The 20,846-nt window shown below is 72.5% G+C and carries 20 protein-coding genes; 2 read left to right on the top strand and 18 right to left on the bottom strand.

Going from position 1 to position 20,846, the window contains the following annotated elements:
* Window positions 1-98: 98 nt before the first annotated feature.
* A complete protein-coding gene (locus ABZU91_RS21585; RefSeq protein ID WP_007458348.1) occupies window positions 99-587 on the top strand; it encodes a transcriptional regulator in 489 nt (162 codons plus the stop codon).
* A gap of 72 nt (window positions 588-659) precedes the next feature.
* Here the strand turns inward: ABZU91_RS21585 and nusB are convergent, their stop codons facing one another.
* The 5 genes from nusB to ABZU91_RS21560 form a co-directional block, all read right to left on the bottom strand.
* On the bottom strand, window positions 660-1,070 hold the full coding sequence (gene nusB, locus ABZU91_RS21580) for a transcription antitermination factor NusB (protein WP_355243328.1): 411 nt from the start codon (window positions 1,068-1,070) through the stop codon (window positions 660-662).
* A 23-nt stretch (window positions 1,071-1,093) separates the two neighbouring features.
* Window positions 1,094-1,651: an elongation factor P gene (efp, locus tag ABZU91_RS21575; RefSeq protein WP_355243144.1), complete on the bottom strand. Its 558-nt coding sequence runs from the start codon at window positions 1,649-1,651 to the stop codon at window positions 1,094-1,096.
* 414 nt (window positions 1,652-2,065) lie between these two features.
* On the bottom strand, window positions 2,066-2,497 hold the full coding sequence (gene aroQ, locus ABZU91_RS21570) for a type II 3-dehydroquinate dehydratase (RefSeq protein WP_355243141.1): 432 nt from the start codon (window positions 2,495-2,497) through the stop codon (window positions 2,066-2,068).
* Window positions 2,494-3,573, bottom strand: coding sequence for a 3-dehydroquinate synthase (aroB, locus tag ABZU91_RS21565; protein ID WP_355243138.1), 1,080 nt, complete (start codon window positions 3,571-3,573; stop codon window positions 2,494-2,496). Before aroB ends, aroQ begins: the two co-directional genes overlap by 4 nt.
* A 10-nt stretch (window positions 3,574-3,583) precedes the next feature.
* Window positions 3,584-4,582 (bottom strand): YafY family protein, encoded by a 999-nt coding sequence (locus tag ABZU91_RS21560; protein ID WP_355243135.1) that lies wholly within the window; start codon window positions 4,580-4,582, stop codon window positions 3,584-3,586.
* An 80-nt stretch (window positions 4,583-4,662) separates the two neighbouring features.
* Between ABZU91_RS21560 and ABZU91_RS21555 the strand changes: the two genes are divergently transcribed.
* Window positions 4,663-5,391: an alpha/beta hydrolase gene (locus tag ABZU91_RS21555; protein ID WP_355243132.1), complete on the top strand. Its 729-nt coding sequence runs from the start codon at window positions 4,663-4,665 to the stop codon at window positions 5,389-5,391.
* Between the two features lie 71 nt (window positions 5,392-5,462).
* Here the strand turns inward: ABZU91_RS21555 and ABZU91_RS21550 are convergent, their stop codons facing one another.
* From ABZU91_RS21550 to ABZU91_RS21490, 13 genes are all read right to left on the bottom strand, one after another.
* Window positions 5,463-5,966 (bottom strand): shikimate kinase, encoded by a 504-nt coding sequence (locus ABZU91_RS21550; protein ID WP_355243129.1) that lies wholly within the window; start codon window positions 5,964-5,966, stop codon window positions 5,463-5,465.
* Entirely contained in the window at window positions 5,966-7,144 is a 1,179-nt protein-coding gene (gene aroC, locus ABZU91_RS21545; protein ID WP_355243126.1) for a chorismate synthase, read from the bottom strand. Before aroC ends, ABZU91_RS21550 begins: the two co-directional genes overlap by 1 nt.
* 103 nt (window positions 7,145-7,247) lie before the next feature.
* Complete coding sequence (locus tag ABZU91_RS21540; protein WP_355243123.1) at window positions 7,248-8,168, bottom strand: glycosyltransferase family 2 protein; 921 nt, start codon at window positions 8,166-8,168, stop codon at window positions 7,248-7,250.
* The gene (locus ABZU91_RS21535; protein ID WP_355243120.1) at window positions 8,165-8,842 is read right to left on the bottom strand and encodes a glycosyltransferase; all 678 of its coding nucleotides are present in this window, start codon (window positions 8,840-8,842) and stop codon (window positions 8,165-8,167) included. The genes ABZU91_RS21540 and ABZU91_RS21535 overlap by 4 nt, the downstream gene beginning before the upstream one ends.
* Entirely contained in the window at window positions 8,839-9,315 is a 477-nt protein-coding gene (locus ABZU91_RS21530; protein ID WP_355243117.1) for a UDP-N-acetylglucosamine--LPS N-acetylglucosamine transferase, read from the bottom strand. The genes ABZU91_RS21535 and ABZU91_RS21530 overlap by 4 nt, the downstream gene beginning before the upstream one ends.
* Before the next feature lie 215 nt (window positions 9,316-9,530).
* Window positions 9,531-10,793: a hypothetical protein gene (locus ABZU91_RS21525; protein WP_355243114.1), complete on the bottom strand. Its 1,263-nt coding sequence runs from the start codon at window positions 10,791-10,793 to the stop codon at window positions 9,531-9,533.
* Window positions 10,790-11,692 (bottom strand): sulfotransferase domain-containing protein, encoded by a 903-nt coding sequence (locus ABZU91_RS21520; RefSeq protein WP_355243325.1) that lies wholly within the window; start codon window positions 11,690-11,692, stop codon window positions 10,790-10,792. Before ABZU91_RS21520 ends, ABZU91_RS21525 begins: the two co-directional genes overlap by 4 nt.
* A gap of 8 nt (window positions 11,693-11,700) precedes the next feature.
* Window positions 11,701-13,311 (bottom strand): lipopolysaccharide biosynthesis protein, encoded by a 1,611-nt coding sequence (locus ABZU91_RS21515; protein WP_355243111.1) that lies wholly within the window; start codon window positions 13,309-13,311, stop codon window positions 11,701-11,703.
* Window positions 13,308-14,576 (bottom strand): O-antigen ligase family protein, encoded by a 1,269-nt coding sequence (locus ABZU91_RS21510; protein WP_355243322.1) that lies wholly within the window; start codon window positions 14,574-14,576, stop codon window positions 13,308-13,310. Before ABZU91_RS21510 ends, ABZU91_RS21515 begins: the two co-directional genes overlap by 4 nt.
* Before the next feature lie 93 nt (window positions 14,577-14,669).
* The gene (locus ABZU91_RS21505) at window positions 14,670-16,175 is read right to left on the bottom strand and encodes a lipopolysaccharide biosynthesis protein (protein WP_355243319.1); all 1,506 of its coding nucleotides are present in this window, start codon (window positions 16,173-16,175) and stop codon (window positions 14,670-14,672) included.
* Between the two features lie 85 nt (window positions 16,176-16,260).
* Complete coding sequence (locus ABZU91_RS21500) at window positions 16,261-16,812, bottom strand: DapH/DapD/GlmU-related protein (RefSeq protein ID WP_355243108.1); 552 nt, start codon at window positions 16,810-16,812, stop codon at window positions 16,261-16,263.
* 94 nt (window positions 16,813-16,906) lie between these two features.
* Complete coding sequence (locus tag ABZU91_RS21495) at window positions 16,907-18,844, bottom strand: hypothetical protein (RefSeq protein ID WP_355243316.1); 1,938 nt, start codon at window positions 18,842-18,844, stop codon at window positions 16,907-16,909.
* Window positions 18,845-19,069: 225 nt separating this feature from the next.
* Window positions 19,070-20,776, bottom strand: coding sequence for a glycosyl hydrolase (locus ABZU91_RS21490; protein WP_355243105.1), 1,707 nt, complete (start codon window positions 20,774-20,776; stop codon window positions 19,070-19,072).
* Window positions 20,777-20,846 lie beyond the last annotated feature (70 nt).

Here is a 20,846-nt window from a genome sequence, read left to right as displayed (position 1 = left end):
GTAAGGTCACGACCACTTGACCAGGTGTCCCATTCCCCGTACCGTCACGCTCCGTAGCGATCGACGGGAGAACCCCGAGCAGCACTGGGAGTGTCCGAATGCCCTCTGAATACGCCAAATCTCTGGGCGCCCGCCTGCGCTCCATCCGCCAGCAGCAGGGCCTCTCCCTGCAGGGTGTGGAGGAGAAGTCGAACGGGCGGTGGAAGGCCGTGGTCGTCGGCTCGTACGAGCGTGGCGACCGGGCCGTGACGGTGTCCCGTCTGGCCGAGCTGGCCGAGTTCTACCGTGTGCCCGTCTCGGAGCTGCTGCCCGACGGCAGCGGTGTCCGGCACGAGCCCACCAGCAAGATCGTCCTGGACCTGGAGCGGCTCTACGACGAGGCCTCCGAGGACCTGGCCTACGTTGCCCGCTACGCCCGCGCCATCCAGCAGCAGCGCGGTGACTACAACGGCCGGGTGCTCTCCATCCGCGCCGACGACCTCCGTGCGCTCGCGATCGTGTACGACGCCTCACCGTCGGGCCTGATCGAGCGGCTCACCGAGCACGGCGTGCTGGTGGCCGACCCCCGGGCGTTCTTCGCCTCCTGATCTGTCGCTTCACCCGAAAGGGCCCGTGCCGTCCGGCACGGGCCCTTTTCGTGGCGCGGGTACGCGAGCTGGTCAGCGGGTGGCGTACTCCGCGATGCGGCCGAGCACGCCGTTGAGGAACCGCGGCGAATCGTCGGTGGACATCTGCCGGGCCAGCTCGACCGCCTCGCTGATCGCCACCGCGTCGTCGATCTCGTCGACGTAGAGCAGCTCGTAGACGGCGATCCGGGCCAGGTTGCGGTCGACGACCGGCATCCGGTCCAGGGTCCAGCCCTCGGCGTAGCTGGCGATCAACTCGTCGATCCGGTCGAGGTGCTCGGCGACTCCCTCGACCAACCCCACCGCGTAGCCCAGGTGCTCCGGGCGGGGCTGCTCGATGCGCTGGAGGTAACCGGCCAGGACCTCGACGGGCGGCCGATCCCGCAGGTCGGCCTCGTAGAGGACGTCCAGCGCCCGCTTGCGCGCCTTGCGGCGCGCCGGCATCTGCTGCTTGGGACCCTCAGCCATCAGGCGCGGCCGAGGTAACGGCCGTCGCGGGTGTCGACCTTGATCTTCTCACCGGTGGTGATGAACAGCGGAACCGGCACGGTGGCGCCGGTCTCGACGGTCGCCGGCTTGGTGCCGCCGGTGGAGCGGTCGCCCTGCAGACCCGGCTCGGTGTACGTGACCTCGAGCACGACGCTGGTGGGCAGTTCGATGTAGAGCGGCACGCTCTCGTGGGTGGCGACGGTCGCCTCCGCCTCGGGCAGCAGGTAGTTGGCTGCCTCCCCGACGGTGCCGCCGGGCACGGTGATCTGGTCGAACGTCTCCAGATCCATGAAGACGTAGTCCTCGCCGTCGGCGTACAGGTACTGCATCGTGCGCTTGTCCACGGTCGCGGTCTCGACCTTGGTGCCCGCGTTGAAGGTCTTGTCGACCACCTTCCCGGACAGCACGTTCTTCAGCGTGGTGCGCACGAAGGCACCACCCTTACCGGGCTTGACGTGCTGGAACTCGACGACGGCCCAGAGCTCGCCGTCGAGGTTGAGTACCAGGCCGTTTTTGAGGTCGTTGGTGGAGGCCATTTCCTGCCTTGATCATCAATTGGCGGACAGACCCTAGGAGTCTACTAGCTGCGCCGAGGCGCGTTACCCGCCGTGGTCGTCCGTCCGCGTGCACGGATGTCCGATGCGCACGCACGGTTACTTTCCGTCACCTTCGACTCAGCCCCGGCCGCGCGCCTTCGCCCCTTTGCACTGCTTCAACGGACGCAACAGTCACGGTCCGTGCTGCACCCGCGATCGGCCCGCACGCCGACCAATCAATGGACCCGCAGGTCAGAGTAGGTGTTGCGCCGGTTGAAGCAGAGCAAAGGGCGTGCACCAGCAGGGCGAGCCCCGCGGGGCGGGAGGAGGGCGACAACCAACAGTGACGTCACCGCCGGTGGACGACCTCACGGTCGGTGAAAACGGTGGATGAAAATTCGGGAGGCTGACCGGTCAGGCCGGACGGGAGGCCAGGTGGTGCAGCGCGAGACGATAGCCGTCGATGCCGAGACCACAGATCACCCCGGTCGCCACCGCCGAGATCACCGAGTGGTGTCGGAACTCCTCGCGGGTGTGGATGTTGGAGATGTGCACCTCCACCAGCGGCCCGCGCAGCATCGCGCAGGCGTCGCGCACCGCGTACGAGTAGTGCGACCACGCGGCCGGGTTGAGCACCACGGCGGCGTCCTCGTCGGCGGCGTCGTGCAGCCAACCGAGCAGCTCGTGCTCCGCGTCGGTCTGCCGGACCGTCACGTCGAGCCCCAGCTCCCGACCGGTGGCCTCGCACAGCGCCACCAGGTCGGCGTAGCTGGTCGAGCCGTACACGGCCGGCTCCCGGGTGCCCAACCGGCCCAGGTTCGGGCCGTTCAGCACGTACACCCTCATGGAGTGGCCAGCTCGCGGTAGGCGGCTTCGAGCAGGGCGTCGTCCGGACCCTCCAGCATCGCCGGGCGGGCCAGCCCGTCCAGCACCACGAACCGCAACCGGCTGCCGCGCGCCTTCTTGTCCACCCGCATCGCGGCCAGCAGTCGCGGCCAGGCGTCGGCGGGGTAGCTCACCGGCAGGCCGAGCGCGGTCAAAGCGCTCCGGTGCCGGTCGGCGGTCGGGGCGTCCAGCCGGCCGGCGAGCCGGGCCAGCGTGGCGGCGTACACCAGGCCGACCGCGACCGCGTGCCCGTGCCGCCAGCGGTAGCCCTCGTTCTGCTCGATCGCGTGCGCCAGGGTGTGGCCGTAGTTGAGCACCTCCCGGACGCCCGACTCGCGCAGGTCGCCGGCGACCACGTCGGCCTTGACCCGGACGGCCCGCTCGATCAGCTCGCGGGCCACCGGCCCGCACGGGTCGGTGGCCGCCACCGGGTCCTGCTCGACGAGATCCAGGATCACCGGGTCGGCGATGAACCCGCACTTGACCACCTCGGCGAGCCCGGCGGCGAGGTCGACGCCGGGCAGGCTGTCGAGGGTGGCCAGGTCGGCGAGCACACCGACCGGCGGGTGGAACGCGCCGACCAGGTTCTTGCCGGCGGCGGTGTTGATTCCGGTCTTGCCACCCACGGCCGCGTCCACCATGCCCAGCAGCGAGGTGGCGACCGGCACCCAGCGCACCCCGCGCAACCAGCAGGCCGCGACGAACCCGGCCAGGTCGGTCACCGCGCCGCCACCCACGCCGACCACCACGTCGGTACGGGTTAAGCCGGCCGCGCCGAGCCGGTCCCAACAGGCGGCCGCCACGTCGATCTGCTTACCCGACTCGGCGTCGGGCACCTCGATCGGCAGCGGGTCGACGCCGGCCGCGCGCAGCCGCTCACCGACAGCGTCGGCCAGGGTCTTGAGCGGGGGCGTGTGCAGCACCGCCGCCCTGGTCGCGCCGGGCAGCAGCCCGGGCAGCGCGTCCAGCAGGTCGCGTCCGACCAGCACGTCGTACGGTCGTTCGCCGCCGACCGGAATCCGGGTCACCTCGTCCATCGCCGGCAGCCTAGTCCAGCGGACGACGTGGCGAGGGCGTCTGTCCACCTGCTGGCCGGGCGGCCCAGTCGGCCAGCAGACGCGCGTGCTCGGCCACGGCGGCGCGCAACGCGTCCGGGTGGCGCACGGTGAACGGGCAGCCGAGCCCCGCGAGCAGCGCCGCCATGCCGGGAAGGCTCTCCGCTCGGGCCCGGAGCAGCACACCGTCGCCGCTGGGGGTCAGCTCGGCCACACTGGCCGGGATGCGTCGCCGGGCAGCGACCAGATCGGTTTCCAGCAGCACCTCGACCTCGTGCCGATACGGCACGCCGGCCAGCGACCGGGTCAGCCACGCCACCGCGTCGAAGTCGTCCGGCACCGTGAACGTCGCCGTGCCCGGCGTGACGGTCGCGATCCGGTCCAGCCGGAACGTGCGCACCTCGCCGCGCCGGTGGTCGTGACCGGTGACGTACCAGCGGCCGGCGTGGAAGACCAGCCCGTACGGGTCGAGGTCACGATGCGACCGCTCACCGCGCCACGAGCGGTAGTCCAGGCTCACCCGCCGCCGGTTCCGGGCGGCCGTGGCCAGGGCCAGCAGGGTGCCCGACGCCGGTCGCGCCTGGGGCTCGGGCCGCCGCAGGGTGAAGCCGAGGTGCTCCTGCACGGCGGTCAGCCGGTCGGCGAGCGCCGCCGGCAGCACCCGGCGGATCTTGGCCAGCGCGGTCGCCGTGGCCGGCAGTTCGGTGGTCAGCCCGACCCGTTCGGCGACGACCAGGCCAAGCAGCACGGCCATCGCCTCGTCGTCGGTGAGCATGAGCGGTGGCAGCTTGAAGCCCGGGTGCAGCCGGTAGCCGCCGTGGCGGCCCCGGTCGGCGAGCACCGGGATGCCCAGCTCGACCAGTGTGGCCGCATAGCGGCGCACGGTCCGTTCGTCCACACCGAGCCGGCTCGCGAGGTCGCCTGCCGTCGCCCGGTGCCGAGCCTGGAGCAGCTCGAGCAGGGCCAGCACCCGACCGGCGGGATGAGACAACGGGCCACTCCTCGAAACCGGGCGGGTTCTGTCCGGATTCGATCGTACGGTCGGTCGGTAACCGAGAGAAGGAGTGACAGATGGCGACGTTCGTACTGGTGCCGGGGTTCTGGTTGGGTGCCTGGGCGTGGCGGGAGGTGACCGGTCTGCTGCGCGCGCAGGGGCACGACGTGTACCCGATGACGTTGACCGGGTTGGCCGAGCGCCAGCACCTCGCCGGGCCGCAGGTGACCCTGCGGACGCACACCACCGACATCGTCTCGTTGATCGAGGTCGAGGATCTGCACGACGTGCTGCTGGTCGGGCACTCGGGCGGCGGTATGCCGGTGGCCCAGGCAGCCGACCTCGTCCCGGACCGCATCGCCCGGGTGGTCTACGTGGAGAGTGGGCCGCTTCCGGACGGCACGGCGCAGTTCGACACGGTGCCGCCGCAGGAGCAGCAGCGGCTGCGCGCGGCGATCGGCGGCGGCCACCTGCTGCCACCGCCGGCCTGGGACCCGGCGACCGACCCGACCAACCTGGCCGGCCTGGACGAGTCGACGCTGTCCCTCCTGCGCGAACGCTGCACCGCACAGCCCCTGCGGACGGCTACCGATCCGGTACGCCGCACGGGTGGCCGTCCGGTGCCGACCGCGCTCGTCGCGAGCACCTTCCCACTGGCCGTGGTGCGTCAGATGATCGACGAGGGGCACCCGTTCTTCACCGGCCTGGCCGACGGCCAGCTGCACGAGCTGCCCACCGGGCACTGGCCGATGCTCAGCGAGCCGAAGGCGCTGGCCGACGTCCTCGACCTGATCGCGCAGAGCTGAGCAGGGACCCGCACACCGGGCGGCGAGCGCACCGGTCGCCGCCCGGGCCGCCGATCCCCGGCGGGCCGGGGTCAGCGCGGAAGCAGGGCGGCGACCTCGGCGACGACCGCGGCCGGCGTTCGGCCGTCGGTGGCCACCGTTTCGGTGGCGACCTCGGCGTAGAGGGGTTTGCGCTGGTCCATCAGGTGCTTCAGGGTGGCTCGCGGGTTGATCGCCAGCAGCGGCCGGCCCGCGCCAAGGCCGACTCGCCGTACCGCGTCGGGCAGCTCCACCGACAGGTGGACGACCCGGTGCCCCACCAGGGCGGCGCGGGTCTCCTCGGCCAGGACGGCCCCGCCGCCGAGGGCGAGCACGCCGGTGCCCGCGGCGAGCGCCGCAGCGACGGCCGCCCGTTCCAGGGCCCGGAAGTGCTCCTCGCCCTCGTCGATGAAGATCTCCGGGATGCTCTTGCCGGCCATCTGCTCGATGTCGGTGTCGGTGTCCCGGAACTCCACGCCGAGGGTGGCGGCGAGCGCCTGCCCCACGGTGGTCTTGCCGCAGCCGGGCACCCCGACCAGGACGACGACCGGCGCCATCAGCGGATGACCAACGCGTCGAGGTAGCCGGCGACGTTGCGGCGGATCTCGGCGACCGAGTCGCCGCCGAACTTCTCGGTGGCCGCCTCGGCCAGCACGAGGGCCACCATCGCCTCGGCGACGATCGCGGCGGCGGGCACGGCGCAGACGTCGGAGCGCTGGTTGATGGCGGTCGCCGGCTCGCCGGTGAGGACATCCACGGTGGCCAGCGCCCGGTTGAGCGAGGAGATCGGCTTCATGGCGGCGCGGACCCGCAGCGGCTCGCCGGTGGTGATGCCACCCTCCAGACCGCCGGCCCGGTCGGTGACGCGACGGACTCCGGTGGCTGACGGGATGATCTCGTCGTGCGCCTCGGAGCCACGGGAGCGGGCCTGCTGCCACCCGTCGCCGATCTCCACACCCTTGATCGCCTGGATGGACATCAGCGCGGTGGCCAGTCGGGCGTCGAGCTTGCGGTCCCACTGCACGTGACTACCCAGGCCCGGCGGCACCCCGTACGCCAGCACCTCCACCACGCCGCCGAGAGTGTCGGCGGCCTTCTTCGCGGCGTCGACCTCGGCCACCATCAGGGCGCTAGCCTCCGGGTCGAGGCAGCGCAGCGGGTCGGCGTCGATGCGGTCGGCGTCCTGCGGGGTCGGCCGTAGCCCGGGCTTCGCGGCCACCGGCCCCAACTCGACGACGTGCGAGACGATCTCGATGCCGAGTGCCTGCCGGATCAGCGCCTTGGCGACGGTGCCGACGGCCACCCGGGCGGCGGTCTCCCGGGCGCTGGCGCGCTCCAGGATCGGCCGCGCGTCGGTGTGGCCGTACTTCTGCATGCCGGCCAGGTCGGCGTGGCCGGGCCGGGGGCGGGTCAGCGGCGCGTTGCGGGCCTGTCGGGCCAGCTCGTCGGGGTCGACGGGGTCGGCGGCCATCACCGTCTGCCACTTGGGCCACTCGGAGTTGCCGACCCGGATCGCCACCGGACTGCCCAGCGTGACGCCGTGCCGCAGCCCGCCGATCACCTCGACCTCGTCCTGCTCGAACGCCATCCGGGCGCCGCGGCCGTAGCCCAGCCGGCGGCGGGCCAGCTCGCCCGCGATCTCGGTGGTGCTCACCTCGATGCCGGCCGGCACCCCCTCCAGCAACGCGACGAGGGCGGGGCCGTGCGATTCACCTGCAGTCAACCAGCGCAACACAGCGGTCAGTCTGTCACGGCGCGCGACGGGCACGTCGCGCTGCCCGCCGCGTCCCGCCCTGCGGACGGCCGGGACCGTCCGCAGGGCGGCTTCGCACGACGGATCAGATGCCCCGGCCGCGCTTGTGCAGGGTGCGGAGCACCGAGTCGGCCCGTACCACCCGACCGGCGACCGCGAGCGCCAGGTAGGCGCGCGGCTCGCGGGGATTGCTGCGCAGGGTGCGTCGCGCCCAACGCAACGCGCCCCGCCGATCACCGGAGGCGGCCCGCGCGAAGGCGATCTGGCCGGTGACCCGGGCCTCGCCGGCCGGCTGCCCGGCGAACTCCGGGTAGCGCCGCAGCAGCCACTGCAACGCCTCGGAGATGGTGTCCCACCGCTGGGCGAAGTACGACCGCTTGTGCCAGCGCACCAGCACCGACGGCGTCCGCAGGTTGATCAAAGGCGCGCTGCGGGCGGCGCGCAGCAGGAACTCGTAGTCCTCCGCGTAGCTGCCCGGGATCTCCTCGTCCACCAGGCCGAAGCCGTCGCGCAGGGCCGCCGCCCGGATCAGGAAGGTGGACGGGTGCAGCTCGGTCAACCGGTCCCGCAGGAGGTCGTCCAGGGTGATCCGGTCCTTGTCGAGCACCCGGTCGACGGTGTGCCCGTCGTAGCTGACCCGGATGCCGCAGCAGACGAACTCGGCGCTCGGGTCGGCGGCCAACGCCTCGACCTGGGCGGCCAGCTTGCCGGGCAGCCACTCGTCGTCGTCGTCGCAGAACGCGACCAGGTCGCCCTCGGCGGCGAGGGTGCCGCTGTTGCGCGCACCGGCCAGCCCGGGCGCGCGTCCGTTGGCGATGACGCGGATCGTCCGGTCCGGCCCGCCCAGGCCGGTCAGCGACTCGTCCGGCGTGGACTGGTCGAACACGACCACGGCCTCGATCGTGCCCGCGTACTCCTGGGCGAGGATCGCGGCCACGGCGGCGCGCAGCAGTTCGGGGCGGTCCCGGGTGGGCACCACGACGCTGACGCTCGGCTGGCGGGTCATCGGGTCTCCTTCGTCGGCTGGCCGGCGCGCGGCCAGGTCCGCCAGCGGGGTCGGTGCCGGCTCGACCGGGCCACCAGGTCGTCGACGATCTGCCCGACCCGGGCGACGGCCGCGCGGCGGGCTTCGTGCGCGGCCGGGTCGGCCTGGACCGCGTACCGGGACGGGTCGGCCTGTCCGGCGACGAGAGCATCGTGCAACTCCTCGCGCGTCTCGCAGAGCGCCACCAGCCCGGCCGCGCCGAGCCGACGCGCGAAGAGCTGCTGGTGGTCGTCGACGTGCTCGCCGCGTGCCGGGTCGCGGGGCACCACGATCGGCAGGTGGCCGTGCCGGCGCGCCTCCAGGATCGTCGCCGGGCCGCCGTGACACACCACCAGGTCGGCGTCCGCCATCGCCTGTTGCAGGGCGTCGTGGCCGAGGAACGGCACCGCGCCGGGCAGGGGCGGCGCGGCGGTGTGCCCGTGCTGCACGGTCAGCCCGATCGGGCCGGCGCTCTCGTGCCACTGAGCCAGCCAGCCCACCAGTCGGTCGAACGGGTGCTTGTCGGTGCCGACCGCGACGAGCAGTTGGAGCTGCTCGACGGGGTTCGTGTCGCGCTGGCGCGGCAGCCGGGACGACTCGGCGTCGTCGGGCCGGTGCGACTGGGCGCGGCGGGTGGTGCCCGCCTCCCCGCTCACAGCAGCGTCCCGACGACGGTGGCCTCCGGGTACTGCCGGCGCTGCTCGTCCCACTGCACGAGCATCGCGGACAGGAACGGGCGGCAGAGGCGGGCCGTCAACGTCGGGGTGTCGATCCGGTCGTACACCTCGATGTAGACGGTCGGGATGCGACGCAGCCGGGCCAGCACCACGAACGGCACGGCCACGCCGGCGCCGGTGGTGACCACGGCCGCGACCCGCCGACGCCGCAGCACCCGCCAGGCCAGCCGCGCGTTGCGCAGCAGGTTGGGTACGTTGCGGGTGGTCGGGTGGTGCGCCGGCACCAGGTCCTCGCCGGTCAGCAGCGACACTGCCTCCGGGGTGTCGAAGGTGACCCAGCAGCGCCGCCACCGTTCGTACCAGGGCCGCAGGGCGAGAAGTTGGGCCAGGTGGCCACCGCTGGATCCGACCAGCAGCAGCACCGGCGATTCGTCGTCGTTGTTCGTGTCCACGCGACTCCCCACAAGTCCGCTTGGAATTCCGATTCACGCAAGGCAGAAGCAGATCACAGGTTTCCCGGTCGTTGAATAGCGCGACCGGAGGAGGCGACGATCTCTCTTCAGCGTGCTCAGGCCCATTGTCGACCCCACAGCCCATCGACCGCCGTCACGACCTGCCATTATGTCGTCACGCTACGACGCGCACCCGGCGTCGAAAATTCTCCCGTTCACTCGCTATGTCGTTTCTCGATGACGTCCAACAGTGCGGGATGCAGCGCGGCGTTCCACCCGGCGCCGGCGTCCGCCAGGCGCCACGTGCGTAGCCACATCTCCAGCAGGTACGCGTCGGCCACCAGAGCGCGCCCCGCCGCGTCGAGGCCCAGCCGCTCGCCGTGCCGGCCCAGGTGTGCGTCCACCGCCGCGGCGGCCACGGCCGCCGGCTCGCCGCGCAGCACCAACGAGCGCTGGAACGCGTCGTGGGCCAGGTCGAAGCCGACCGGCACGTCCGGACCACTGTGCTCCCAGTCCCAGGCGACCAGCCGGCCGTCGTGCGTGCCCAGGTTCCACGGCACCCAGTCCCCGTGCCAGTGGCCGAACTCGACGCTCGTGTCGCCGTGCCGACGGGCCAGGGCGGCGACCCCCGCCACCGCCCGCGCCCCGGCCGGCGCGGTCGACGCGGCCCGCTCCGCCTGGGCGGCCAGTCGGGAGAGGAACGTCGACGAGCTCAGCGTCCGGGGCACACCGGGGGCGGCGCCCCGGCGGGCGACCGCGAGCAGCGCCGCGATCCGCGGCGGGTCGTCGGCCGGCACTCCGCGTACGTCGGGTGGCAGTGGCTCGATCACCGCGACGACCTGGCCGGCCCATGCCGTCTCGGTGAGCAGCCCCGGCGGCACCGGGTGGTCGGGCACACCGGTCACGGCGCGCAGCGCCCGCAGCGCGCCGGCCTCGGCGGTGACCAGGGCGCGGGTGGCGTCGTTCCAACCGATCTTCGCGTAGCCGCGGGGGCGACCGTCGACGGTGAACAGTTGCAGCGTGGGCTTGACGTTCGGGTCCGGTGGACGCACACCACACGCGGCCAGCAGGGGCGTGCCGCCCAGCGCGGCGGCGAGCCGCTCGGTCAGCACCAGGTCGGCAACGGACGCCCCCACCGGCACCGACACGGTCAGCGTGGGAAACGGCGCGAGGCCCGCCGCACCGAAGCGGGCCAGCCCACCGAGCGCCGCCCGCAGGGCCCGCACCTTCGGTGGCCGCAACGCGTTGTACGCCAGCAGCGACGCCGCGCCGGCCCGGGGCGAGCCCAGCGGTACGAGGAACCGCGCCCGCGCCACCGACGGCACCACGGCGTACCGGGCCACCGTCCGCTGCCCGGCCGGCACCGCGGCGTCCACGGTCAGCTGGACCCGGTCGTCCGGGAACACCGCACGGCTCACCCAGCCCAGCCCGTCCGCCCGCGACCGGGGGTCCGTGGCCGGGGCGACCCCGGTCGTCACGCCGCCCGGTCCGCCCAGTCGAGTTCCAACCCGAGCCGCTTCCGCAGCGCGTCGTTGTACGGGCGGTAGTACTCGGTCAGCTCGGTGCGTACCGCCGGCTCCAGCGGTGCCGAGCGCCGGTCGTTGTAGACCTTGAAGTTCGGCAGTTCGTACGGGGGCAGCCCGAGAAAGTCGAGGGTGCGCCGATAGGTGGCGCGCGAGTCGCGGTACAGGTCCTCGCTGGGCAGGAAGAGGATCTGGGCGGGGTCGAACCGGTCCAGCCACGGCTCCAGGTGCTCCAGGTAACGCCCCCGCGCCCGGTACGTGTACCAGTCGTACGCCTCGCTGAACGCCTCCGGCTCGGCGATGAGGCGCTCCCGCTCCCCCGCCGTACGCTCCGGCTCGGCGGCCAGCGCGGCGGCGAAGTCCAGCGGCTCGATGCCGTGCGTGCGGCGTTCCTTCCAGTGCGAGTACGCCCGCTCGACCGGATCACGCAGCAGCACGATCAGCTTCACGGTGGGCATCAGCGCGGCGACCCGCTGCGCGGCGAGCGGGTGGAACATGTACAGGGGCGCGGCCTCGCCGACGCGGACCGACCCGCCGTGCCGTTTCGCGAGGGCCTCGCGCTGCCGCTCGGTCGGAAAGTGCGAGCGGTACCACGCCTCGCCGCGACCCCAGTGCTCCTCGAAGTAGTGCGCGGACTTGGTGTTCCAGGCGGGAAAGAGCCGGGGCACCAGCGGATGCTGGATGAGGTAGTTCCACAGCGAGGTGGTGCCGCCCCGCTTGGTGCCGATGATCAGGAAGTCCGGCAGGGGTCGCCGGTCACTGGTGCGCACCCCGTAGTCGACCAGGGACTCCCTCACCCGGGTGGTCACCTGGGTCGGCACCAACTGCTTGACCCGGTCACGGATGGACGCCACGACGGCCCTCACCTGCCTCTCGTCGATGCCGGGGCCGACCCGGCGGCCGTGGCCGCCTCGTCGGACCCACGGATCTGCCTCATGGTCACCCGGATGCCGGCGCGCACCCGGGGCAACGTCAACAAGCCGACGCAACCGGCCAGCAGCACGCCGAGTGCCACCGCCAGGCCGGGTAGGCCACGTCCCCCCGCCAGCACACCGACCGCCGCCGCGATCCCCACACCACCGACGGTGGCCGCCGCCGCGCGCAGCGTCGCGGCGTCGACCAGCGGCTCGCCGATGACCGACCGGGCGAAGCCGGCGGCGGTGAGGTTCTCGGTGGCGATGCCGGCGGCCCACGCCAGGGCGGCGCCCGTCGCGCCGTGACCGGGGATCAGCCAGAGCCCGAGCGAGACGGTCACGGTGAGCCCGGCCAGGGTGGACACCAGGTGCAGCCCGCTGCGCCCGCCCATCAGCAGCAGGCTCTGCACGTTGCCCACGCCGGTGTTCACCAGCATCGCCAGCGCCAGCACCGTCATCGCCGGCACACCGGCGGTGAACTCCGGGCCGAACAGTTGCAGGAACGCCAGCGCGAACACCGCCAGCAGCAGGTACACCGGCCAGGACAGCACCAGCCCCCAGATGGTCAGGTGCCGGTGCACGGCCGCCGCGGCCGCCCGCTCGCCGCGCCCGAGCAGCCGGGACAGCTGTGGTGACACCGCGACCCGCAGGCCCTGCATGGCGAGCTGGCCGGCCAGCACGTAGCGGCCGACCGCGCCGAACACACCCGCGTCGGTCGGTCCGGCCAGCACCGACGTCAGCAGCACACCCACCCACATGCTGCCCGCGTCGATGGCCGCCGAGGCGGCCCGCGGCAGCGCGAAGCGCCAGAACGTCGACCAGTCGGCGCGGTCCGGCCGCCACGCGGCGCCCCGGCCCAGCCCGAGCGGCCCGGCCACCAGCACCAGGCAGACCAGCAGGGCCAGCGCCGCCGGCACCAACCAGCCGGTCATGCCGGCGAGCAGGCCGCCACCCACCAGCGCGGCGGCGCCGACCAGCGCCGGGCGGGCTACCGGGAGCAGGAGGAACTGCACGCCGACGTACGCGCGGATGGGTCGCACGCAGCGCAACGCGGCCAGCAGCAGGGTCATCGCCACCACCACCGGCACGGCGGCGAAGGTCAGCGTCAGCAACCCGTGGCCCTCGTCGCCCGACCCGCTCAGCAGGCGGGGGGCGAGCGCGTCGGCGCTCAGCGCTCCCCCGACGGCGACGACCAACCCGGCCAGCAGCGGTGGGATCAGCGCCACCGGCAGCACCCGGGCCGCGTCCCCCCGGACGCCGAGACGCCGCCGGGGCACCGCCCACATGAGACCGGTCTCCGCGCCGAGCGTGCAGACCGCGGTGGCCACGGTCACCACGCCGATCGCGGCGAAGAACGCCCCCGCGCCGGCCGTCCCGTACCCCCGGGTTATCACCACGGCCAGCACGAACCCGAACAGGCCGCTGGTGGCCGCACCGAGCAGCCCGGCCACCCCGCTGCGGGCGCTGCGGCGCGTCTCGACCGCGCCGGTGTCGGGAGCCGCGCCGCCCGACGGGCCGTCCCGGCCGACGCCGGCCGGCTCCCGGGTGGCGGCGGTCATGCCGGCGCCGCCAGGGCGGGCGCGAGCGGCGGACGCCACGGCTGCGGGCGGGGCGCGCGTTCGCGTTCGGTGAGCGCCATGGCGAAGCCGACCGCGAAGAAGGCGACCGCCAGGTTCTGGTTGGCCATGCCGTAGAACGGGATCTGCACGAGGCACACCACCGGCACCACCGCCAGCCACTGACCGGCCGCCGACGTCGCCCGCGCGCAGATCACCGCGGCGGCCACGAACCAACCGAGAAAACAGAGCAGCGCCGGTACGCCGTGACTGAACAGCACCATCCACAGCTGTCCCTGGGTGCCGATCGGCGCGTCCGCCGAGACGGTGTCCACGTTCACCGGAGCGCCGTAGCCCAGCCACGGGGAATCCTGCACCCGGCGGATCACCTCCGTGTAGAGCGACAGCCGGTCGGTGTTGGTGTCGCTGGAGTCGACGCGCTTGTTGATCAACTCGGTGATCGGGATGACGAGCGTGGCCAGCCCTCCGATCACCACCACGCCGACGATGGACGCGGCGACGCGGACGTTGCCGCGCAGGCTGGCCCGCACCCCCAGCACCGCGAGCCCCGCGCCGAGGCTGAGGAACATCGCCCGGTTCAGGGTGAGGAACGCCGGGGCCAACGACAGCGGCAACGACGCCAGCAGCGTCCACCGCAACAGCCCGCGACGGCGCAGCATGGTGTACGCCACCACGCACGGCAGCGTCATCGCGTACGCGCTGCCGTAGTTGTTGGTGTACGCGAACGGCGCGGCGGGCCGGTAGATCGGGTTGAGCGAGCGGGGGCTGTACTCCGCTGTGGTCACGTGCACCATGTCCTGGATGAACGGGGTACGGGCGACGCCGGCCGGCAGCAGCACCTCCATCGGGGTCGCCAGCGCGAAGCGGGGCACCAGCACCCCGAGCCAGCCCAGCACCACCAGCGCGAACCAGAACGCGCAGAGTGGGGTGAGCACCGCCACGAGGTCGGCCCGTTCCCGGGCGGCGACGTAGACGTAGACGCCGACCACCAACGCGGTCAGGTAGAAGGCCAGACGCAGCGCGAACGTCAGCAGCGAGGCCGGCGAGGGAAGTTGCGTGGCGCTGACGACCACGATCGCCAGGAACAGCAGCCAGATGCCGGCCGCCGGAGGCAGCGGCACCCGGCCCCGGGCGAGCAGCAACGCGAGCAGCAACGCGCCCAGCAGTGGCCAGCCCAGGTAGAACGCCCCGAGCAACCACCACAGCGGCACGAGCCCGAACATCAACGCCAGGGGCCAGAGCGGCAACCGGGCCGGAGCCGGTGTCGGCGGCGGCGCGGCGGCGGTCGGTGTGCCGCCGGGTGGTTGCTCGGTCGCCGGGGCGCGGGTGACCGACACCGGTCAGGCCCGGCCGTTGCGGGTGAGGACGAAGCCCAGCGGGGTGACTCCGGCGGCACGCAGCCGCTCGACGAGCCGCCGCAGGTCGCTCTGACGCGTGCGGTCCCGCTCGATGACCACCACGGCGCTGCCCTGCCGGGCGACTGCCACGCCGCGCTCGTCGGACTCCGCCGGCGGCGCGTTGAACAGCACCAGTCCATGGTCGGCGCCCTGCCGCCAGGTGCCGAAGCGGACGCTGCCCACCCCCACGGTCACCTCGTCCGCCGAGGCCGGCTTTGCGTTGTCGGGGCGGGCCGACGCCACCCGGGGCAGGGTGAGCGTGGCGTCCGGATCGGTGGACGGACGTGCGCCGGGCGGATGCGGGGAGGGCCGCCGGGGTGCCGGGTTCTCCGCGGAAGCACCGCTCGCCGCCGGGGTGCCGGCCGGGCGTGGCTTGGGCACCAGCGGTCGGGACGGGTCGACGGGCAGCCGCCCACGGTCGGCGAGGACGCCGGCGCGCAGGCGCTCGACGCGGCCGCTGTCGTCGGCGACGAAGACCTCCCGACCGTCGGCGGCGAGCGCCACGGCCAGCCCGGCGGTGAGCGCCGTGGCGTCCTCGCGGGAGGTGACCAGCGCGACCCGGGCCGGCTGGCGCACCCGTTCGGCGACCGCCATCGCCACATAGCGGATGTCCGCGTCGACCGCCCGCGGACTGCCCCGGAACGGCGGCCGGCGTACCGTGCCGAGCAGTGGCAGGCCGGTGGCCGCACGGCCGTCGGTGACCGAGCGGACCCGCCGGTCCGCGGACTCCCACGCGTACGCCAGCACGACGCCGATCAGCGCGCCGCCCAGCAGGCCGGCGACCAGGTAGAGCGGCCGGTGCCCGGCGGAGGTCACCAGCGCCTGTTCGGCGGTCTGGGTGACCCAGCCGGGGTTGATGTCGACCGCGGCGATCTCGGTGCGGGCCGCGTTGAGCTGGGTGAGCTGGTTGTTGATGCCGGACAGCTCGGCCAGTGCCGCATCGCCGGCGGCGGTGCCCTTGGCGCTGCTCGCGCGCTTCTGCACCGCTGCCTGCTGGGCGACGACCTTGGTGATGCTGGCGTCGTAGGAGCGCAGCATCTCGGCACGCTGCTGCTCGTACATGGCGCGTCGCACGTCGAGGTAGGCCTGCGCGGCGAGGTTGGCGCCCTGCACGGCCCGCTGCGCGTCGTGCGTCTGATAGGTGAAGCGCAGGATCTGCCCGCCGGTGGGCACCTCGACCTCGAGGCCGTTGCGGATGTCACGCGGCGCGGCCCCGAGGGCGTTGGCGAGCCGCTGGACCACCTCGGTGCCGGTGGCGAGGCCGCTCTCCACGTTCATGTTGACGGCGCGGTCGGCGCCGGCGCCGCTGGGGGTGAAGGCGTCGGTGACCACCGGTCGGACCGCCACGACCGCGCTGGCGGTCACCGCCGCCGGCACCAGCAGCACGTAGCCCAGGGCGGCGAGCAGGCCGACCAGGGCGACGGCGGCCACCAGGCGCAGCCGGTGCATCGGCACCCGCAGCAGGTCGGAGAGCGTGACGACGCGGGTGGCGTCGGGGCTCGACGAGGCGGGTGGCCAGGAGGCGGGTGTCGCGTCAGTCATGGAACTTCTTCACCGTCTGTTGAGGATTGCCCACCACGACGACGCCCGGCGGCACGTCGGTCCGCACCACCGCTGCCGCGCCCACGACGCTGTCCCGGCCGACACGGACCCCCTTGAGCACCAGGGCGTGCGCGCCGACCCACACGTTCTCCTCCAGCACGATCGGGGCGCGGGTCGCCGGCCCCGGTGGCGCGTGTCGCTGGTCGGGCGGCAGGTTGTGGAAGTCGTTGTCGAGCAGTTCGCAGTCGGACAGCAGGCACCGGTCCCCGACGGTCACCGACGTCCAGGTGCCGATCCAGGTGGCGTTGAGCAGACAGTCGGCGCCGACGCGTACCTCGCCGGGGCCGGCGAAGCGGACCAGCTTGTTGAGACGGGTACGGTCACCGATGCTGACCCGTACGCCCCTGCGCAACCTGATCCGGCCTCGGATCTGCACGTCCCGCCCGAGGGTCAACCGCCGGTAACGCAACCTGTACCAGGCGCGTTTGAGCGCGAAAACCAGGTGTACCGCCCGTTTCGCGCGGAATCCAGCGCCGCCGACCAACGACCCCTCCCCACATCGCGGGGCCGGCGGCGGTGGTACCGCCGCCGACCCGACGTGAACAATCTACCGATCCTCCGTTACGTTTGGTTGACCGTCACTGTACGGAGAAGAACATTGAGGGGACGGACCAGGACAACTCGGGTGTCGCTGCGGCGATGAGCGTCGTCGCGGTGCCGTTGACGACAGCGGTCGGCGCGGCCGTCGGGTCGAACGGGACGCTGCGCAACCCGCCGTCAGTCGCACCGTAGACGATCCGACCGTCCACCCAGGCCATGCCACGCACGCTCGACCAGGTGACACCACTCGTGGGCAACGCGAACTCGGTGGCGCCGAGGTAGTTCCCGTCGATCTCGAAGTAGCGGTAGTAGAGGCTGTTGGCCCCGGTACGGGTGTAGTAGAGCCGACCGTCGAGATAGAAGGCGCCGGTGAGAGCCGCCGGGTTGAACCAGTCGTTGTAGCCGGACGCCTCCCACGGCGAGCCGATCGCGCCGCCGTTGAACAACGAGACGTCGATCCGGCTACCGGTGGGCGTACCGGCCACCGTGTGCGACCAGTAGATCCGGTCGTCCACCCGCCAGGTCGCACCGGACGCGGTGTACGTGGGCTGGCTGACGGTGGTCGCCGCACCCAGCGTCGCGCTGTCGAACGGCACCTTCGACACGGCGCCCGCACCGGTGCCCAGGTAGAGGTAGCCACTGCTACCGCTCGGCGGATTCTTCGCCGTGAAGGTGCGACCGCCGGCGAGCGGGAACATACCGAGCCGCCCGTGGTACTCCTCGCCCATGCCGTCCGAGTTGTGCCCGAAGTAGAGACCGTCCGAGCCGCGCCAGAGCACCGGCACCGACGAGCCCCAGGCGGTGGTGCCGGACGGCATCGAGGCGCTGCCACTGCGACGCGGGTTCCAGTTCACCGGCATGCCGGTGGCCGGGGTGACCGCGCCGATGCCGAGCCGGTCGATCGCGCCCGTACCGGCGTTGTCGCTGGCGTTCGGGTTGTTCAACCAGCGGAAGTGCCCACCAAGGTAGATGACGTTGTCGGCCACCTCGACCGAGGTGATGGTGTCGTTGCCGGTGAAGTTGATCCAGGTGCCGACCTGACCGGTGCCGCGCGCCGCGGTCTCGAAGCGGGCCAGCGCGTCGCAGTACGCGGTCGGCCAGCCACCACCACCGTTGCTACCGACCACGAACCAGGTGCCGTCCTCGCCGAACTTGATGTCCTGCACGTAGTGCACGAAGGTCGTCGGGGCGGCGCACGGCGCGACGTACTTCTCGCTGCTCCAGTCCAGCACCGTCGGGGTGCCGGAGACGTCGACGAGCGCGATCTGGTTGCGCGGCAGGTCGTTGAGGAGTGTGAAGTTGCCGCCGACCGCCAGGGTGTTGCCGTCGGGGGTGACGTCGATGGTCCACACGTACGAGGTGGTGCTGTGCCGCCCGACGGTGGCGTCGACGGAGAACGTGGGGTCGATCGCGCCGGTGGTCGCGTTGAGCCGGCCGAGACCGGAGTGCGCGGTGCCGTTGAGCCAGTTGAACGCGCCGGCCACGTAGAGCCAGTTGCCCGACAGCGCCACATCCCGGACGGTGCCGCCGTCGGAGCGGCCCACCCAGCTGTCGATGATCGCGCCGGTGCTCGGGTTCAGCGCGACCAGGTTCTTGCGGGAGACCCCGTTGACGTTCTTGAAGGCGCCGCCGACGATCAGCGTGCCGCCGGGCCCCGCCAGCAGCGTGTTGACCGCGCCGTCGAGCACCGGCAGGAAGCTGGTGGACATCGTGCCCGTGGTGCGGTCGTACGCGAAGAGGTAGCGCTGCGTGACCCACGCGGACGTGGCGGTCTGCCGGAGCTGGGTGAAGCTGCCGCCGACGAACACGGTGTTGCCCACCTGCGCGAAGGCGCGGGTCTCACCGTCGCGGGCGTGCGGGGTGATGTCGGCGGGATTCCCCGACACCAGGGTCGCGGTTCCGGGGGCCGGTACCACCGCCGCCGAGGAGGCCGTGGGGGCGCTGAGCACGGCGGCGGCGACCGCCAGCGCGACCACCCCCGCCCGGGTACGACGTCGACCTGACAAACGCCATGAGTGCGAGAGTGTGGGCACGCTACGCCTCCAAGATGGATGAGAACCCGAGGTAGCGTGCCTCGCCCAGCCTGGTAGGCGCATCCGCCGATTGGGCGGTGCGTGAATCTGCTAGCCGACAGAACGCCGGAAGATCAGCTGGTAGATCTCCGATGAACGGCGGCTGTGTTCACAGTGTCGTCACACGTGTCAGCGGCTCCCCCCGGTCGGCTGCCGCAGGTAGTCGTCCTTGCCGGCCTGGGTGAACCCGGCCACGGCGGAGGCGTCGTGGTTCATCGTCATGTCACAGGTCGCCGTGCGGGTCGTCATGCCCGGCGAATTGAAGTAGATGGCGGCCTTGATCTTCGGGTGCGCCTTCAGGGCCGCCGGGAACTCCTGGAACCAGCGCTGCTTCGCGCCCGGGTCCTTGGCGTCGAAGTTCGTACCGAACTCGGCGAGCATCCGTGGCTTGCCCGCACCGATGCCGTTCTCGTCGAGCCACCGGTAGAAGCCGTCCACTGTCGTGCTCGGGCTTTTCCACACCGTGCTGCCGTTGCAGACGTGGAAGTTGTACGGGTCGTAGGCCACCCAGTCGACGTACCGGTCACCGGGGTAGAGGCCGGCGTACCGCGAGTAGTGACCGGACCAGCCCATCATCGTCCACACCCAGACGGCATTGTCCGCGCCCGCCTTGGCGAACCGCTCGTACACGTACTTCCAGGCCTGGACGAATTCGGCGTCGCTCCCCTTGCCCGGCTCGTCCTCCGGCTCGTGGTCGAAGCCCATGAACACCGGCACCTTGGCGGCCCGGATGCGACCGGCGACCGCGTCGATTGTCGCGTCCTGCCGGCCGCTGTAGATGTCGGACCACTTCAGCGTCGTGCCGGCGGAGAAGTCGCGCGACTCCCAGGCGAAGAACATCAGCCGGCCCTGGCGCATCTGCTCCTGCTCGTAGGCGTCGGGGAACGCCCCGTTGCTGCCGGCGTTGGAGAAGTCGTGGTACCGGTGCACGATGTCGAACTTGCGCCCGACCTGGGCTTCCACGTCGGTGATCGCCTTACCGTGGTCCCAGCCGCTGCCGGCGTTGGCGGGTGAGTACATCCCCCACCAGGCGCCACAGGAGGGCACGAGCGTGTCGGACACCTGACCGCACTTGCCGGACGGGAGGGTGGGGCTCCCGGTCGGCGTCGGTGTACGCGTCGGGGCCACCGTCGGCGTGGGCCGGGGTGCTGCTGTCGTCGGCGCGACCGTCGGCGAGGGCGGCGGCGCCGGTCGCGTCGTCGGCGCCGACGTCGGCCCACTGCCCAGGTCGTACTTGATCACCAGGCTGGGCCGCAGATCGGTGTTGCGGTTCTCGACCGAGGCCCAGTAGACGCGGGTCTCCAGGCCGGTCTGGGCCAGCGACACCGTGAAGGTGCCGTTGCCGGTGACCAGCTTGGAGACGTCCCACTCGTTGGCGCCCTTGGCCACACCGGACACGGTGTCCAGCACGGCTCCCGCCTTCGCCGGGGCCGGCCGCGCCTCGCGGGCGCTCACCGACGAGGCGTGCGCGGTCACCGTGGCGGCGAACTGCTGCCAGGCGTGCATGCGCAGGGTCGCCCGGACGTTGACGGCGGCGGCGGGGAGCGTGGTCACCGCGAACTCGACGACCGCCTCCCGACCACCGCGCGGGTTGCCGTCGCAGCGCGCCGCGCAGGTCGCCAGGGTCCCCTTGGTGGAGTTGTCGCCGTCCTGGGAGACCACTGTCGCGGTGGTGTCGGCCACCGCGCGGATCGACAGGTCGTCGCTTGCCAACAGGGGCATCATGGTCGCCACGATGCCGGCCACCACCGAACCGCCGACGACGCCGATGGCGATCGCCTTGCGTCGGGGGCCGTTGCGGAACCGGGTGATGCGGTGCAGTCCATGCCTGGTCAAGGAGAACTCCCTGTGTCTGGTGCGATAACCGTCAGCAGCGTATCGATGACCAGGGCATGTCGTCGGTAGG

This window comes from Micromonospora sp. NPDC005174 (assembly GCF_040608495.1).
Taxonomy (GTDB): domain Bacteria; phylum Actinomycetota; class Actinomycetes; order Mycobacteriales; family Micromonosporaceae; genus Micromonospora.
Note: the sequence above shows the minus strand (reverse complement) of the source record. Positions and strands in the feature narration are given on the sequence as shown.

Bases quoted from the DNA above. Each gene is read 5' to 3' on its own strand.
- ABZU91_RS21515 (WP_355243111.1), bottom strand. From the start codon at position 13,311: ATGACCGCCGCCACCCGGGAGCCGGCCGGCGTCGGCCGGGACGGCCCG.
- ABZU91_RS21540 (WP_355243123.1), bottom strand. From the start codon at position 8,168: ATGACCCGCCAGCCGAGCGTCAGCGTCGTGGTGCCCACCCGGGACCGC.
- ABZU91_RS21585 (WP_007458348.1), top strand. From the start codon at position 99: ATGCCCTCTGAATACGCCAAATCTCTGGGCGCCCGCCTGCGCTCCATC.
- efp (WP_355243144.1), bottom strand. From the start codon at position 1,651: ATGGCCTCCACCAACGACCTCAAAAACGGCCTGGTACTCAACCTCGAC.
- aroQ (WP_355243141.1), bottom strand. From the start codon at position 2,497: ATGAGGGTGTACGTGCTGAACGGCCCGAACCTGGGCCGGTTGGGCACC.
- aroB (WP_355243138.1), bottom strand. From the start codon at position 3,573: ATGGACGAGGTGACCCGGATTCCGGTCGGCGGCGAACGACCGTACGAC.
- ABZU91_RS21505 (WP_355243319.1), bottom strand. From the start codon at position 16,175: ATGCACCGGCTGCGCCTGGTGGCCGCCGTCGCCCTGGTCGGCCTGCTC.
- nusB (WP_355243328.1), bottom strand. From the start codon at position 1,070: ATGCCGGCGCGCCGCAAGGCGCGCAAGCGGGCGCTGGACGTCCTCTAC.
- ABZU91_RS21555 (WP_355243132.1), top strand. From the start codon at position 4,663: ATGGCGACGTTCGTACTGGTGCCGGGGTTCTGGTTGGGTGCCTGGGCG.
- ABZU91_RS21550 (WP_355243129.1), bottom strand. From the start codon at position 5,966: ATGGCGCCGGTCGTCGTCCTGGTCGGGGTGCCCGGCTGCGGCAAGACC.